Below are 15,245 nucleotides of genomic sequence, written 5' to 3' on the forward strand. Positions count from 1 at the left end.
ATCCGGGAGGGGGTGATCGGAAAACCCGATCACCCCCCCCAAGATCGACCGGATCAGGGGGCGTCGCGATGGCGTGCCGCACAGCTGCGTGCCAGGTCGGCGATGGCCTTGTAGGCCGTCGCATCCGAACTGCGCCGCCAGAGGCAGAATAGCGGCAGGGGCGGCAATTGCGCGTCCACGTCAAGTTCGCACAGGCCGGGCCCGGCAAGGTCGCTCGCCCTGGGCAGGGTGGCGATGCCCAGGCCGCGCTTTGTCAGCCGCGCGATTGCCGCCATCGAGGTGACGCAATGCACGATCGAAGGCCGCAGGCCGCGCTCGGCGAACAGCGCCAGCACATTGGCATGGGGCCGGGAATTGCGGGTAAAGGTGATCAGCGGACCGGTCACCACATCGGCAAGCGTCAACGGCTCGCCGCGCATCCCCTCGGGGCCGTACCAGCGCATCTCCAGCGGCGGCAGCTCCATGCAGGCACAGCTTTCGTCGTGGCGCTCTTCGGTGGTCAGCAGCATGTCCAGCGCCCCGCGTTCAAACGCGGCGGCAATGTTGGGCGTGGGTTCCACCGTCAGTTCGAGTTCGAGCCGCGGATAACAGCGCGCGACTTCTTCCACCAGGTCGCAGAGCCAAGTATGCACCACCGAGGACACCAGCCCGAGCCGCACCCGCCCGGCGGCGGTGGAAGGGTCGGACAGGGTGGTGCGCAGCTTGCGTTCGGTGGCGAGAATGTCCTGTGCCTTGTCGAGGATCAATGCCCCGGCCACAGTGATGCGCGTGGTGTGGAATTCGCGGTCAAAGAGATCGACGCGCAGCTCGGTCTCAAGCGCCGAAATGCGGCTTGAGACGGTGGCCTGGCTGATGTTGAGCTGTTCGGCGGCGGCGCGAAAGCTCCCAAGGTTGGCGACCGTGACGAAGGTTTCCAAAAAGCGCGTGTTCACCGCGATCCTTCCTGTTGCAGCATTGCAGGCATCAGACAGGGGTAAATCAGTCTCGGGGCAAAGTCACCCGAGGACATGGGCTTCTGGTCAAAGCTGGGGGGGCATCATCGTGGTGTTACATTGCGCGCCTAGCGATGACGCAGCTTCGTGCGATCGTCGGGCGAAGACCTGAACCGCATGTGTTGATGAGGGCCGCGCAATGACATCAACTGAAACGCTCCCCGAGAGTCACTCTTCCTCGTCCAACTGGCCGCAATGGTTGGTGGTGATGGGGTTGGTCTATCTGCTGCTTGTCGCGGTTGCGATGATCGGCACCGGGTTCAAGGCCGCCGCCGGGGATCAGGCCAAGGAGCTCTTTGCCTTTGCCAGCAACCCGATCACCGGTGTGGTCGTGGGCACGGTGGCGACCGCGCTGATCCAGTCGTCGAGCACCGTTAGTTCCATTATCGTCGGGCTTGTTGCCGGGGGGCTGCCGGTTGGCATCGCCATTCCGATGATCATGGGGGCCAATATGGGCACCACGATCACCAACACCATCGTGAGCCTGGGCCACGTGCGCGAGGGCAAGGAATTTCGCCGCGCCTTTTCCGCCGCGACGGTGCATGATTTCTTCAACCTGTTCAGCATCCTGATCTTTCTGCCGCTGGAGATCATGTTCGGTTTCCTGCAGCGGATCGGGGCGTTCCTGGCCGGCCTGATGGTCGGCGGCGAGTCGATGTCGGTCAAGGGGTTCAATTTCATCAAGCCGCTGGTGAAACCGCCGATCAACCTGCTCAAGGACATGTTCCACGGCATCGGCGCAAATGACGTGGTGATGGGGGTCGCGTTCATCGTGCTGGGCATCGCGCTGATCTTTGTGGTGATCACCTTTATCGGCAAGCTTCTCAAGGTGCTGATGGTGGGCCGTGCCAAGGCCATCCTGCACGCCGCCGTGGGGCGCGGGCCGATTTCGGGTATCTTCTCGGGCACCGCGATCACCGTGCTGGTCCAGTCGTCGTCGACCACCACCAGCCTCGTGGTGCCGCTTGCAGGCAGCGGTGTGTTCACCCTCCGGCAGATTTACCCCTTTACGCTGGGGGCCAATATCGGCACCTGTATCACCGCCTTGCTGGCGGCGACCGCGGTGGACGGGAGCAATGCGATCTTTGCCTTGCAGATCGCGCTGGTGCATCTGAGTTACAACGTGATCGGCGTGCTGGTCATCTTTGGCCTGCCATTTACCCGGAACATCCCGATTGCCGCCGCCGAATGGCTTGCCGATCTTGCGGTCAGGAACAAGATCTACGTTGCCGCCTATATCGGGATTGTATTCTTCCTCCTGCCCATCCTGCTGATTGGTATCAGCCAGATGATGGGCTGGTAAATCACTGGATCGGGATCATGAACACAGCACCCATTCGCAAGAAAGAGCTTGAAGACAAGATTGCCGATCTCGAGGCGACCCTGTCCGAATTGAAGCGTCAGCTTGAGGCCGAAACCGAGAGCGAGCAACATGCCGCCATCGACCGGCTGGAAGAGTATCTTGGCGATCTCGACAACAAGCACGCCAATTTGCAGGATTTCTGGAAGATGCTGCGAAGCGACATCAAAAACCTGTTCAGCGCCCAGGCGGCGCGCGGGGGCGACCAATGACGGTGCCGGCAAAATCGTGTGGCCTGGTGGGGGCGGCGGTGTTCGCGGTTGCGGGGGCCACGGCAACCGCGGGTGTGGAAGAGGCGATCGATCTGGCGGGCCTGCCCGCCGGCATCATCGAGATCGCGCGGGACAATCTCGCGGGGTTGCGGCTCGCGGTGGCCAAGGCCCCCGAAACCATCGACGACGGCAGCGAGATCGATGACAACCTGGTGCTTTCCTATCAGGCGCTGGGCGCGGTGTCGCTGGCGGGGGCCAATACGGAAACCGAAGCCGATGGCAGCTTTGTCTACGAAATCCAGGGCACCACGGACGATGGGCGCAAGGTCGAGATCGACATCGCGCCCGACGGGCAGGTCCAGGAGATCGAGATCGAATTCACGCGCGAAGACGTGCCCGGGGCGGTGCTCATGGCGGTTGCGCGCAAATTGCCGGATTTCGTGCCGCGCTTTATCGAGGCCAGCCATTCGCCCAGCCTGCAGGTGATTGGCTATGAATTCGTCGGCACGCTGGGCGAGGCGCAGCTGGACATCGAGGTTTCGGCCGATGGCCGGCACATCGCCGTATCCGACCAATAGCGCGGCCGCAGCGGATCGGACCGCCCGCCGGTTCAGCTCAGCCGCGCGCGCAAAACCCGCACCATGTTTTCGCCCATGACCTTGCGGATCTGCGGCTCGGTCAAACCTTCATCGAGCAGCGCCTGGGTGAGCGCGGGCAGTTCTGACGTGTCAAAGGCGGTCTCGACCGAACCGTCGAAATCCGAGCCCAGCGATACATGGTCTTCGCCGACGGTGTCGATTGCGGCGCGGATCATCCGGGCCACCCCGGCGGGGGTAATGTCGCCGCAGGCCACCTCAGCCCAGTAGCCGATGCCGATGACACCGCCGGTGGCCGCGATGTCGCGCATCAACGCGTCGGGGAAATTGCGCTTGGTGGCACAGTGGCCGTGAATGCCCGAATGGCTGACCACCAGCGGGATGTCGGTCATGGCCAGCACGTCCCGCGCCACCTGCGGGCTGGAATGGGCCAGGTCGAGCACCATGTTGCGCCGCACGACTTCGTCCACAACAGCGCGGCCAAACTCGGTCAGCCCGTGATTGCCCTCGCCATGCAAGGAGCCGCCGAGCGCGTTGTCAAAGAAATGCTGCAACCCCACGAGCCGATAGCCGGCGGCTTCCAACTGGTCGAGATTGTCGAGCCTGCCTTCCAGCGGGTGCGCGCCTTCGATTCCCAGGATACCGCCCACGGCCTTTGCCCCCGCCGCCCGATCGGCCAGCAGCCGGTCGAGATCGGCGCGGCTCTTGATGAGTCTCAGGCTGTTGGGGGCCTCGGCGGCAAAGCCCTGCAATTTTTCGGCCTGGTAAAGCGCCCGTTGCAACAGGCTCTGCCAGGTGCGGGGCGGCCAAAGCTGCCCCACGGCCAACAGGGTGATGTTGTCGAACGCCTCGGCCGAATTGTGTTCATAATTCTGCCCCGCCGGGCTCTTGGTCACGGCGGTGAACACCTGCAACGCCACGCCGCCTTCGATCAGGCGGGGCAGATCGACCTGTCCATAGCGCCCGCGTTTGGTCAGGTCGCGGTTCCATAGCAGCGGATCGGCGTGCCAGTCGCCGACGATCATGTCGTCATGCAAGGCTTGCGCGGCCGGCGAGACCGGGTAGGGGTCATGCGGCACCACGGCGTTTCTGCCGCGTTCGATATAGCCGGGGGCAAAGACAAAGAACGCGCCGATCAGCAGCAGGCAAAGCAGCAGCCGTCCCAGCCATTTTCCCAAGCTTCGCATGGCACTCTCCCGATGGTTGTTTCCCGGATGACCCTAGCGGGCGGGCGGGGAATGGCAATCGTGACTTGGCGGCAAAGGGGTTGGGCGGAATGGCTTCGCTGCGCTATGGTCGGGCGCAACCAAGGAGAGATACATGTCCGAACCAATCCGCTGGGGCATTCTGGGGGCGTCGAATTTTGCCAGCCGCCACATGGGCCCGGCCATTCACGCGGCAAAGGGCGCGCAATTGTCCGCGCTGGCCACCGCGCATCCCGACAAGGCAGAGGCGTTCCGGGCGTTCTGTCCCGGGTTGCGGTTGCTGGACAGTTACGAGGCGTTGCTGGCGGATCCCGACATCGACGCGGTTTATATCCCGCTGCCCAATCACTTGCATGTGGCGTGGAGCCTGAAGGCGCTTGAGGCAGGCAAGCACGTGCTGTGCGAAAAGCCGATGGCCCTGCGGGCCGCGGAGTTCGACCGGCTGATCGCGAAACGGGACGAGACCGGGTTGCTGGCGGCCGAGGCCTATATGATCGTGCATCACCCGCAATGGCAGCGCACACGCCAGATGGTGCAGGACGGGGCCATAGGCCGGCTGCTGCATGTGGACGGGCGGTTCAGCTTTACCAATCGCGACCCCGACAATATCCGCAACCGGGCCGAGGCCGGCGGTGGCGCGTTGCGCGATATCGGGGTGTATGTCCTTGGCGCGGCGCGCTTTGTCACCGGTGCCGAGCCGGACACCATCGCTGCGCGCATCCGCTGGGAAAATGGCGTCGACGTGTTTGCCGATGTGCAGGCCGAGTTTCCCGAAACCACCTGTTCCGCCTATGTGAGTACACGGATGCACCCATATCAGGAGATGACGTTTCATGGCGAAACCGGGGTGATCCGCCTGTCGGCCCCGTTCAACGCCCGCGTTTTTGGCGAGGCACGGATCGAACTGCACCAACCGGATCTCGGGCTGCGGGTTGAACGCTTTCCCGCCGATAACCATTATGTATTGCAGGTCGAGGCGTTTGGCCGGTCGCTGCACGACGGTGTGGCCTATCCGTGCCCGCTGGAGTTTTCCCGCGGTACGCAGGCCATGATGGACCGGGTATTCGAAGTGGCGCGCAGGCTATAGCCGCGCAACAGCAAGGAGAGACGCGATGGCCGGTGGATGGGCGCGCGATGGCGCGGTAAGCGAACAGATCGAGGCGTCGATTTCCGACGAACTGGCACGTCTGAAGGCGCGCCGGTCGCCCGAGGGCGAGAGCCTGACCCATTGCGCGGAATGTGATGAACCCATCCCCGAGGCACGGCGCCGCGCGATCCCCGGCGTCAAGCTGTGTATCGATTGCATGGCCGAACGCGACAGCGCCTTCAAGGCGCGGGGCGGGATCAACCGGCGGGGCAGCAAGGACAGCCAGCTAAAATAGGCTAGGCGAGGGCTTCGACCTCGCGTGCCATATCCTCGGCCAGCGCGCGAAGCTCGGCCTGGTCGGTGCCCTGGTGCAGTTCCAGCCGCAATGCCGTGACATTGGCCTGATACCGGTGGGCGAGACGTTCGGGATCGGCATCGGCAGGCAATTGGCCCTGGCGGATCGCGGCCCTGAACGCTTGGCAGATTTCCCGGCGCATGGCCTTCAGATGCTGGCGCGAGCGCTCGGCGATCGCCGGGTCGGTCGAGCGGGTGTCAACCAGCGACTTGGTCAGCATGCAGGCCTGCCGCGCGGCATCGGCTTCGGAAAGCCGGCTGAAACCGCGCAAATGCGCGGCCAGCCCGGCCAGCGGCGAGTCAGCCTGCGCGATCAGGGTCCGGAACAGGCTGCGCGAATTGTCGAAATACCTGTCCAGCGCCAGCAGGTAGAGGTTTTCCTTGCTCTTGAACGCGGCATAGATGCTGCCCGGTTTCATTCCGAGCGCCGCTTCCAGATCCTTGAGCGAAGTCGCGTGATACCCCTTGTCCCAGAACAGGGACATGGCGGCATCCAGCGTGCTGTCGCGATCATAGGGCGCGGCGCGTGGCATCGGTTCAGACCTTTTCCCGTTCCATCTCTTGCAGGATATTGGTGTAGTTATCCACGCCCTGCGCGCCGGTCACAAGGTACTTGCGGTCCAGCACAACGGCGGGGACGCCCTGAATGCCCTGCTGCACCCAGAACCGTTCGGCATCGCGCACGGCCTGTGCAAACCGCTGGTCGGTCAGAACCGCCAGCGCCTCGTCACGGTCAAGCCCGATGTCAGCGGCCACATCCGCCAGAACCGCCTCATCCGAGAGGTTCCGCTGGTCAGTGAAATGCGCCGAGAACAGGGCCAGCTTGAGATCGCTCTTGCGCCCCTGCTGATCGGCCCAGTGCAGCAGCTGATGGGCGTTGAAGGTATTGTGCATCCGGAAGCCGTCGTCCCAGCGGAAATCAAACCCCAGATCGGCGCCAAGCGCGGTCATCCGGGCGCGGTTCTCTTCCGATTGTGCGCGGGTCGAGCCGTATTTCTCGGCGATATGCTCGAACGCATCCTGCCCCTCTTGCGGCATGTCGGGGTTGAGCTCGAACGGGTGCCAGTGGATTTCATGTGCGGTTCCGGTCGCCGCCAGCGCCTTGGCGAGCTGGCGATAGCCGATGATGCACCACGGGCACATCACATCCGAGATGATGTCGATACGAAGGGGGGCGGTGCTCATGCGGTTTCCTTTCCCGGCAAGACCCGCCGCAGAACGCGGCGGGTTGCGATCCATCCTGTCTGTCGACAGGATCACGTGCGGTGTCGCGGATCAGGCCGCGGCCTCGGTACGCGACCATGCATATTTTTCGAATACCTTGTCCACCGGCGTTTTGGCGAGGTGGTTGGTATAGTTCGACATGATCTTCTGGCTGTAGCCGAGGATCACTTCCAGGATGTTGCGTTGGGTAAAGCCGGCATCAAGGAACGCCTGCACATCGGCATCCGAGACAAAGCCGCGCTCGCGTACCAGCTTGAGCGTGAAGCTGCGCAATGCTTCGAGACGCGGGGTCGGGAGGGGCGTTTCATTGCGCAGCGCCTCGGTGATGGCGTCGTCGACCTTCATCATCTTGGCGATGCCGGTATGGGCGGGCACACAATAGTGACATTCGTTCTCGACGTTGATCGCCTGCCAGACAACGGTGAGTTCGTCCTTGTCAAAGCTCGAGTTCATGAAGAGTTCGTGCAGCTTCTGATAGCCCTCGAGCAGGCCGGGAGCCTCGGCCATCACCCCATGCAGGCCCGGCAGGCGGCCATTGGCGGCGATGGATTTCGCGACCAGCGGCTTGGAGGCTTCGGGGGCGGAGTCTTCGGTGTGGATGGTGAACTGGGTCATTTGTTTCTCCTGTCAGGATGTGGCGTGAGTGGTGGGTCAGGTCTGGCGGCGGAAAATGCACCGCCGGAGCAAGTGAGATCAGCCGGTCACAAGGATCGGCCGGTGTCGGTGATACCGGTGGCAGGGGGCGATGTCGGTAGGTGAGCAGCCATAACGTGTGTCCCTTGTCCTGTCGGCCTTGCCTCATGCGTGCCGGTATGAGGGAGATATAGGTGAATTGAGTGATCGCTCAATACGTAATTTGAGCGATCACTCAAATGTGAGCACGGCAGATCACAGTCCCCGCATGGGCAAACCAATGCCGGGCCAAAAAGCAAGAGGCCGACCCCGCCGGGCCGGCCTCTCTCGGGATCTTGTGTGGTTGGATCAGACGAAGCTGAACACGTCATCCCCGAGCATGTCCACATGCAGCAACTTGACCGAGCCAAAGGTCTCCGCGCCGCTTGCCGTGATGACCGTATGCTGGCCCGAGCTTTCCACCGTGAGGTCGCCCGCGTCGAGATTGTGGAACACGAGATCATCCTGGTCGGGATTGAACCCGCGCATGACATCCGCCCCGAACGCGCCGTCAAAGACAAAGGTATCGTCCCCGTTCCCGCCGATCAGCAGGTCGTTGCCCGCGCCACCCTCGATGGTGTCGTTGCCGGTGCCGCCCTTGATCAGGTCATTGCCGTCACCGCCCTTGATGTCATCGCGGCGCGCGCCGGCGAGGATCACATCATTGCCCGCGCCGCCATCGATCACGTCACTGCCCTTGCCGCCAAGGATCAGGTCGTTGCCGCCGAGACCCGACAGCACGTCACCGCCGCTGCGCCCGACAATCAGGTCATTGCCGGAATTTCCGGTCAGCGTGTCACCGCCGCCGGCCCCGACGAGGACCATGTCCGCGGCAGGCGCGGCAAAGTCAAAGCTGGCGATGATAGGATCGTGATCCGATGTGGCATCGGCAAAGTCGGTGTTCACATGAACCACGTCCACATGGGCACCGTCCAGCAGGTTGTCGGTGGCAAAGATATGGTCGAGCATCTGGCCGTTGCCGTCAAAGACAAAGCTGTAGGCATCGTCCTGTGCCACCTTGTCGATCAAGTTGCTCAGCACCTTGTCTGCCCCGACGCCGGGCAGGTCTTCCGCCAGTTCGTCGGTGAATTCAAAGGTATTGAGATCACCCATCACCGAGATGCGCGCATCGGGGTTCTGGGCCAGCAGCGCATCGACCACCTGGTTGATCGCGAGCGCCTGTTGTTCGCGCGCATCTTCGCCGCCCTGGGTGAAGGGCTGGGGTCCGCCAAAGATCGGCTCGGAGCCAAAGCGGGACGAGAAGTGGTTGTTGATCAGGGTGATGTCGTTGCCATTGAACCGGAAAGTACCGAGCAGCGGATCGCGCGTGCCCTCAAAGGCATCGGGGTTTGTCGCGCCATAGCCCGCCAGAACGTTGCTTTCCAGCGTCTGGAACCCGATGGCATCGACCCGGTCCGCGTTGTAGAGGAACGCGTTGCGGATGTTGCCACCCGGAACCCCGCCATTCTCGCCATCGACATCGACCACCGCGCTGACATAGCTGTAGCGCGGCCCGCCGGCGGCTTCGATGGCGTCCACGATCGCCTGCAGGGACGCATCCGCCGTCAATGTGCCGTCATCGGTGACACCCGAGTCGTCCTGGATTTCCTGCAGGGCGAGGATGTCCGGGCTGCCCAGGTTGGTCGCGATCTGCACGCCCAGGCTGGCGATCTGATCCGCATCCCCGTCGCCCGGATTGGCGGTGACGTTCAGCACGTTGTAGGTGGCAACCGTCAGGGTGTCGCCGTCCGCGGCAATCCCGGTGATCTCGGCGGTGTTGGCCGAGGGGGTTTCGACCGTGAAGGATTGGGTGACGTTGATCTCGTAATTGCCAAAGGAATAACCCACCACGCCGGTGATGTCACTCAGGTCATCGCCAAGGGTGATTTGCGGCGGGGTGAAGCCCTCGGGCAGCAGGTCGGCAAAGGCATCATACTGGATCTGGATGCGTTCGGGATTGAGATCTCCCAACCCGTCCGCATCAGCGTTGATGATCAGCGCGCCGCGATCGTTCAACCCGCCACCGGCCGATCCGCCGCTGACGCCCGTGCCATCGTCGGAGACCACCCATGTTTCGTCAAACCGGTTGGTTGCCGAGATCGCCACCGGGTTGTCGACGGTTACCAGCATGCCTTCCAGCGATTCATAGAAATCGATGCCATCCTGCTCCGGATTGAATGTGCCAGGATCCTCTTGCAGGTTCACCGGAACCTCGTCGGGCGAGATCACAAGCTCGGTCGGCGCGGCGCGACCGGCGGCGCCGATCACGGTGGCGGCGACGGTGTTGCCGCTCGAGAGCAATTCGGCCTCGGAGGAGTTGAGCTGCGTCACCGACAGGTTGCCGGTGCTGGCACCGCCGGGGATGAACTCGCTGACCTCACCGCTTACCCGGACTTCGTCGCCGACCGAGACAAGCCCCTGCGCCACGCCGTTGCCGGTGAACACAAAGATTGCATCCGATGTGGCGTCATTGCCGTCGCCATCGGGGTCTTGCAGGTAATAGCCGTTGAAATCCACCGCGGTGACGATGCCCGTCGTGGTGACGGTCTGACCGTCATAGGCCGAGACATGACCGGCCCCCTGGATGTCCGGGATCGCCACCAGCGGGCTGAGCGATGTCAGGTCATAGACCACGGTCGTGCCGGAAACCTCGTAGGACACGGCGATCTGGGCGGTGCCGCTGGCGCTGTCCTCGGCGGCGATGAATTCGATGACCTCGGGGCCATGTTTGGCGATCGCGCCCGGAGCCGTGTTGTCCACGTGGCTGGGCGGGATGTAGTCGACGAATTGCGCATTGGCGGGGTCGTCGATGTTGTAGATCATGATGCCGCTGTCACGCTCAAGGCCGATAAAGGCATACATGCGCCCACCGACTTCGCCGACCTCGATGGCCTCGGGCTCGGGGCCCTTGGCGTCTGAACGGTCTTCGTCATCCTGCCCGTCATCGTCGTTGAACCGCTCCGGGGCGATCCCGGCGATGATCTGTTCGAATTGCGAACCGCTGTCAAAGACCAGATTGCCATCCTCGTCAAAGATCGAGAAGGAACGCGACGAAAAGCTGTGGATCACGTCGATATCGCCGTCCCCGTCGGTATCGCCATCCAGCGTCGACACTTCCAGCCGTTCGATCCCCACATCGGTGTCCGGGTCATTGTCGATCAACCCCTTGGCCAGCAGGTCGTCCAGCAACGCCTGATCCAGCAGGCCGTCATCGACCAGGTCCTCGACCCGCGCCTCGTCGCTGCCGCGGCTATCGCCCTCGTTGGCGGTCAGGATATAGGTCTTGCCGCCGATCTCGGCCGAAGCGATTGCATCCGGCATCCGGAACCCGACCACGTTGTCAAAGGTGCGAATATCGATATTGCCGTCATCCAGCGGATCAAAGGCGGTTTCGCTGAAATCCACGGTGCCAAGGCCGAACAGGTCGACCACGTCACCGGTGGCCAGATCGATCCGGGCAATCGCGTTGTTTTCCTGGAGCGAGACAAAGGCGGTTGTACCATCCGGGCTGACCGAGATGTATTCCGGTTCCAGGTCCTCGGCGAGGCTGACGCCCGGCTGTATCCGGATGCCCGCGTTGCGCGCCGCGTCTTCCAGCCCGTTGAACTGGCTGAAATCGACGATATTTGCGCCTGGCTGTGCGGGGTCGCTCACGTCGATGATCGCAACGGTGCCCAGCGGGTTGTCGTCATGATCGCTGTCCTCGTTCTTTTCGCCTTCACCGGCAACCAGCAGGGTGGAGCCATCGGCATTGAACGTCAGCTGGTCGGGCAGGTTGCCGACATCGACGGTCGAGATCAGTTCGCGGGTTTGCGCGTCATACAGCGCGACGAAACCGGGCTGCGACAGGGTGGCGTCCTGACCAAAGACCGATTGCGCCAGCGGCGGACGGCTGATTGCAACGGCGATGACGCCGTTCTTGACCGCAACCGATTGCAGGCTGGCAAACCCGTCCAGCCCGCTAAGGTCGATCGATCCCGGCGTTGCGGCGTTGTCCGAACCGGGCAGGGCAAAGATGTCGATCCGTCCCAATGCGCCGTTGGTGACATAGAGCATTCCATCCTCATGCGCGACGACCTCGGATGCGCCTTCGCCGCCCGGGCCCTCGAACTCGGCGGCCACCGCAAAGCTCAGCTCGCCGGTGACAACCGGCGTGGTGGGCAGGGTGCTGTCAAACACCGTGTCCGCGCGAAAGTTCACGTTCTGGATGCGTGTGTCACCGTCGCGGCCCGCGTCGGCATCGTCATAGGCCGTGGCCGTATCCGCATGGTTCGCCGCCAGGTACTCCGCCAGGGCATCCTGTTCCGTGCCGTCATTGGCAAAGGTCGCGATCCCGGTTGCGCCATCGTCGATCCCGTCCGCGTCCAGATCGTTCAGGTCGACGCGATTGGCACCCGTATCGGCGGGGAAGGGATAACCGTCGCCGCCATCGGCGAGGAAGCCAAGCGTCACGATACGGAATTCCTGATCCGCCGCACCGACCATGGTGCCATCGCGCATCAGTACGGCGATCTCGGTGCCGTTCTCATCCTCGATCACGGCGTTCAGAATACGCGCGCCGGCGGGCAGGTCGGGGTCATATGAGAACTGCACCCCGGCCACCTGCGGGAATTGCCCCGCGACACCGGGAAGCGCGCTGACGCCATGCTCCAGCACCGCGATCAACTCGGCCCTGGTCAGGGTCAGGAGCGACAGCGAGTTGTTGAAGGCCAGCGCCGTCTGGATGTCGTTCTGGCTGATGCCGCCGGCGGGTTTGATGACGTTGCCATCACCGTCAACCAGTTCGCCATTGGGCAGGCGGGTGGCGGTGGTGCCGCCGGGCAAGACCACGGTTTCACCGATCGACGCGCGGATGCCGCCGCCATTCTTGATCGAAACCACCACATCCGTATCGACCGCCTGGGCGGCGGCGAGGTTGGCGTCGGCGGTCAGGTTGCCAAGGTTGGTTTCCTGCGTGCGCACCCCATCGGGATCGGTCGCCGCTTCGGTGCCCGAGCGATTGCCGTTCAGGAACACGTCTGACAGGCCGAACACGTTGCTTTCGGCCTGGATGATCTGGGTTTCGATCGCGTCGACGATGGCCTGGATTTCCGGGTCGACCAGCGACTCGGCGCCCAGGTCCGCGACACCCTGCGCATCGGTTGCATAGGCCCCCGAGACATCGGCGTCATAGCTTTCCCGGATGACATTGCCCGCATCGTCAAAATCGATGACCAGCCGCCCGACATATTTGTAAGAGCCATCGGTATTGACCACCGCCGTGGTGGTGCCGCCCGCGTTTTCGACGAATTGCGGGTATTGGCCCTGATCGCTGTCGCCAGCGCGGATACGGTCATTGTCATCGAACAGGCGGGTATTCGAGCCGCCCGCAACGATGATGTCGACATTCTCCAGCCGCTCGGCAAGGCCTAGTTCGATGTCGAGCCGCTGCATATGGGCGAGCAGGACGATCTTGTTCAGGGTCGCGTCGGCGGCGAGGAGCGCGTCGACCTCGACTTGGATTTCGGCCGCCAGCGCATCGAGCTGTGCACCGGTGGGGGTGCCGACAAAGGGCTGCGGCGAGGCGAGCACGCCGCCCGCGCTGGAAATCGAGGCAAGCATCGGGGTGGTCGCGCCGACAACGCCGATATTCTCGCCATTCACGTCGATCACCACCGACGAGGTGATGCTGTTGCCCACCGGGGCCGATCCACCCGCGACTTGCAGCGCGCCAAGGTTGGCCTCGGCGTCAAAGTCCAGGTTGGTCGACAGATAGGGCATGTCGGTGCCGGTGAAATCCGCCCCGAGGATCAGGTTGCCGTCGCCCGCCGTGCCGTCGATCAAACCGGCCAGAACATCCGGCCCACGGTCGAATTCGTGATTGCCCAGGGCGATGGCCTGGATGCCCAGCTCGTTCTGGATCTGGATGTCGGCAATGCCTTCGGCGCCGAACACGGTTTCCGAGGCCGAGAAGAACACGCCCGGAATGAACGCATCGCCGGAGGACAGGAACAGCGTGTTGTCCGCCACCCCGTCATCGCCCAGATCCTGCGCCTTGAGCGCATTGACCACGGCCGAGAGGTTGGGGGCGTCGACGATGGCCGCCGTTGCGCCCTCCTGATCGGCGATGTGCAACAGTTCGAGGGTGAAGGCGCTGGCCGGGGGCGGGGTGGTCGCTCCGACGTTGCCGGGGCTGCCCACGGCGCTTTCGCCTGCGTCATTGGGGGCGGTTGTGGCAACGCCGCTCTGATCGGCCAGATCGCCCGAGAATTGCTGCGCCGGCACGTCAAAGGACTGGCCCGGATTGTTTTCGGTCTCGGGGTAGGCTTCGGTATCCAGCGTCACCGCGTCGCCAAGGATGCCATCGCCAAGTGTTTCGCTGCCTTCCTTGAATACCGTGACCGCATCGCCGCCGCCGCCAAGGCCCGCACCGTCATAGGTGCCGATCTGCACATTTGTCAGATCGGTAACCGAGCCCCAGACCGCGCGGAAATTGGTGCTGTCGGCGGCGTCGACAAAAATCACCGTCTCGCCCGGTTCAATCCGGGTAATGCCCGTCAACCTGTCGGCGGCGGCCACATCAGCGGAGACATCATCGAAATACAGATCGCCATGGGTCGCGGCATCCCAGGCAATGGTGCCGGTGTTGGTCAGCTCGAACCAGTCTTCGGTCAGGTCGCTGCCAGCGTCGTTTCCGGCCCACATTTCGGTGATCTGAAGGTCGAACGACCCCGCCGGGATGATCTCGGGATTGACCGCGCCGAACGTATCGGTGCCGGTGGTCGGGTCGGTGTCAAAGGCGGCGGGCGTCACATCGGTTCCGTTGACATCAAAAACCTGGCCATTATTCGGGTCATTCACCGCAAAGAGATCGCCGGTTGAACCGGAACGAAAGATCAGCCGGGGCTCATCGCCAGTATAGGCGAAATCGACGCCACCCAGTTGCGCGCCAAACAGGAAACCCTGGTCCGTCGCCGAGTCCGGCACGCCGATGGCGTCATGAACCGTGGTGATGCCCAGCGACGCGAGGCTTACGTCAATGGTGCCGTCATCGTCGCTGTCGAGATCGTCGCCAACCGTGCCGGTAAAGGTATCGACCAGCGCGACGGTAAAGCTGGGATTCTCGAGGTCGGGCAGCGTGACGGTCAGCAGACCATTGGCGTCATAGGTGCCCGAGATCGTCGCGACGCTGTCGATCACGCCGATATCGCCCGCGTCGCTCTCGATGCTCAGCAGGGTGCCGGAAAGGCTGGCACCGGCGATGCCGCTCAGTTCAAAAGTGACATTGGCGGGGTCCGAGCCAATCGGATTGGGCTGAAATTCACTGATCATGTTCATGAGACGGTTCTCCGTGCGGCAGCAATGAAAGGCTGAAAATGGCGTGGGGCAGTGGCCCGCGGATCGCGGACGTTGCCCCCTTATTCGGGACCGGGTTTGAAGCTTTTATGTCAGTTTTTAATCAGATTGGTAAAACTGGCCTCCGGGCACAGCCAGATGCCGGATCATGCCGAAATCCAGTTTGCGGTTCTACATCAATAGGTTGTGTTGTGCCTGTGGATAGTCC

General features: G+C 63.1%; 11 protein-coding genes. 5 read left to right on the top strand and 6 right to left on the bottom strand.

Going from position 1 to position 15,245, the window contains the following annotated elements:
* Positions 1 to 53: 53 nt before the first annotated feature.
* Complete coding sequence (locus tag ACP15R_RS09170; protein ID WP_424986102.1) at positions 54 to 932, bottom strand: LysR family transcriptional regulator; 879 nt, start codon at positions 930 to 932, stop codon at positions 54 to 56.
* 199 nt (positions 933 to 1,131) lie between these two features.
* Between ACP15R_RS09170 and ACP15R_RS09175 the strand changes: the two genes are divergently transcribed.
* From ACP15R_RS09175 to ACP15R_RS09185, 3 genes are read left to right on the top strand one after another with little or no spacing between them, the layout of a single operon-like run.
* Positions 1,132 to 2,295, top strand: a complete 1,164-nt coding sequence (locus tag ACP15R_RS09175) for a Na/Pi symporter (RefSeq protein WP_424986103.1) — start codon at positions 1,132 to 1,134, stop codon at positions 2,293 to 2,295.
* A 17-nt stretch (positions 2,296 to 2,312) separates the two neighbouring features.
* Positions 2,313 to 2,564 carry a hypothetical protein gene (locus tag ACP15R_RS09180; RefSeq protein WP_424986104.1) on the top strand — a complete coding sequence of 84 codons (252 nt, stop codon included), beginning with the start codon at positions 2,313 to 2,315 and terminating at the stop codon, positions 2,562 to 2,564.
* Positions 2,561 to 3,142: a hypothetical protein gene (locus tag ACP15R_RS09185; RefSeq protein WP_424986105.1), complete on the top strand. Its 582-nt coding sequence runs from the start codon at positions 2,561 to 2,563 to the stop codon at positions 3,140 to 3,142. The genes ACP15R_RS09180 and ACP15R_RS09185 overlap by 4 nt, the downstream gene beginning before the upstream one ends.
* Before the next feature lie 32 nt (positions 3,143 to 3,174).
* On the opposite strand, the gene ACP15R_RS09190 is transcribed toward ACP15R_RS09185, so the two are convergent.
* Entirely contained in the window at positions 3,175 to 4,347 is a 1,173-nt protein-coding gene (locus ACP15R_RS09190) for a dipeptidase (RefSeq protein ID WP_424986106.1), read from the bottom strand.
* A gap of 133 nt (positions 4,348 to 4,480) precedes the next feature.
* On the opposite strand from ACP15R_RS09190, the gene ACP15R_RS09195 reads away from it, so the two are divergent.
* On the top strand, positions 4,481 to 5,452 hold the full coding sequence (locus ACP15R_RS09195) for a Gfo/Idh/MocA family protein (RefSeq protein ID WP_424986107.1): 972 nt from the start codon (positions 4,481 to 4,483) through the stop codon (positions 5,450 to 5,452).
* A gap of 25 nt (positions 5,453 to 5,477) precedes the next feature.
* Positions 5,478 to 5,747 carry a DksA/TraR family C4-type zinc finger protein gene (locus ACP15R_RS09200; protein ID WP_424986108.1) on the top strand — a complete coding sequence of 90 codons (270 nt, stop codon included), beginning with the start codon at positions 5,478 to 5,480 and terminating at the stop codon, positions 5,745 to 5,747.
* A 1-nt stretch (position 5,748) separates the two neighbouring features.
* Here ACP15R_RS09200 and ACP15R_RS09205 read toward each other — a convergent pair whose 3' ends face one another.
* The 4 genes from ACP15R_RS09205 to ACP15R_RS09220 form a co-directional block, all read right to left on the bottom strand.
* Positions 5,749 to 6,339, bottom strand: coding sequence for a TetR/AcrR family transcriptional regulator (locus ACP15R_RS09205; protein ID WP_424986109.1), 591 nt, complete (start codon positions 6,337 to 6,339; stop codon positions 5,749 to 5,751).
* Between the two features lie 4 nt (positions 6,340 to 6,343).
* A complete protein-coding gene (locus tag ACP15R_RS09210; RefSeq protein WP_424986110.1) occupies positions 6,344 to 6,991 on the bottom strand; it encodes a DsbA family oxidoreductase in 648 nt (215 codons plus the stop codon).
* Between the two features lie 90 nt (positions 6,992 to 7,081).
* Positions 7,082 to 7,645 (bottom strand): carboxymuconolactone decarboxylase family protein, encoded by a 564-nt coding sequence (locus ACP15R_RS09215; RefSeq protein WP_424986111.1) that lies wholly within the window; start codon positions 7,643 to 7,645, stop codon positions 7,082 to 7,084.
* Between the two features lie 366 nt (positions 7,646 to 8,011).
* A complete protein-coding gene (locus ACP15R_RS09220; protein WP_424986112.1) occupies positions 8,012 to 15,019 on the bottom strand; it encodes a choice-of-anchor I family protein in 7,008 nt (2,335 codons plus the stop codon).
* Positions 15,020 to 15,245 lie beyond the last annotated feature (226 nt).

The sequence above is a fragment of the Microbulbifer sp. S227A genome (genome assembly GCF_049800935.1).

Excerpts from the sequence above, each read along its gene's own strand:
- ACP15R_RS09200 (WP_424986108.1), top strand. The coding sequence starts at position 5,478 with ATGGCCGGTGGATGGGCGCGCGATGGCGCGGTAAGCGAACAGATCGAG.
- ACP15R_RS09205 (WP_424986109.1), bottom strand. The coding sequence starts at position 6,339 with ATGCCACGCGCCGCGCCCTATGATCGCGACAGCACGCTGGATGCCGCC.
- ACP15R_RS09180 (WP_424986104.1), top strand. The coding sequence starts at position 2,313 with ATGAACACAGCACCCATTCGCAAGAAAGAGCTTGAAGACAAGATTGCC.
- ACP15R_RS09185 (WP_424986105.1), top strand. The coding sequence starts at position 2,561 with ATGACGGTGCCGGCAAAATCGTGTGGCCTGGTGGGGGCGGCGGTGTTC.
- ACP15R_RS09215 (WP_424986111.1), bottom strand. The coding sequence starts at position 7,645 with ATGACCCAGTTCACCATCCACACCGAAGACTCCGCCCCCGAAGCCTCC.
- ACP15R_RS09195 (WP_424986107.1), top strand. The coding sequence starts at position 4,481 with ATGTCCGAACCAATCCGCTGGGGCATTCTGGGGGCGTCGAATTTTGCC.
- ACP15R_RS09220 (WP_424986112.1), bottom strand. The coding sequence starts at position 15,019 with ATGAACATGATCAGTGAATTTCAGCCCAATCCGATTGGCTCGGACCCC.
- ACP15R_RS09210 (WP_424986110.1), bottom strand. The coding sequence starts at position 6,991 with ATGAGCACCGCCCCCCTTCGTATCGACATCATCTCGGATGTGATGTGC.
- ACP15R_RS09190 (WP_424986106.1), bottom strand. The coding sequence starts at position 4,347 with ATGCGAAGCTTGGGAAAATGGCTGGGACGGCTGCTGCTTTGCCTGCTG.
- ACP15R_RS09175 (WP_424986103.1), top strand. The coding sequence starts at position 1,132 with ATGACATCAACTGAAACGCTCCCCGAGAGTCACTCTTCCTCGTCCAAC.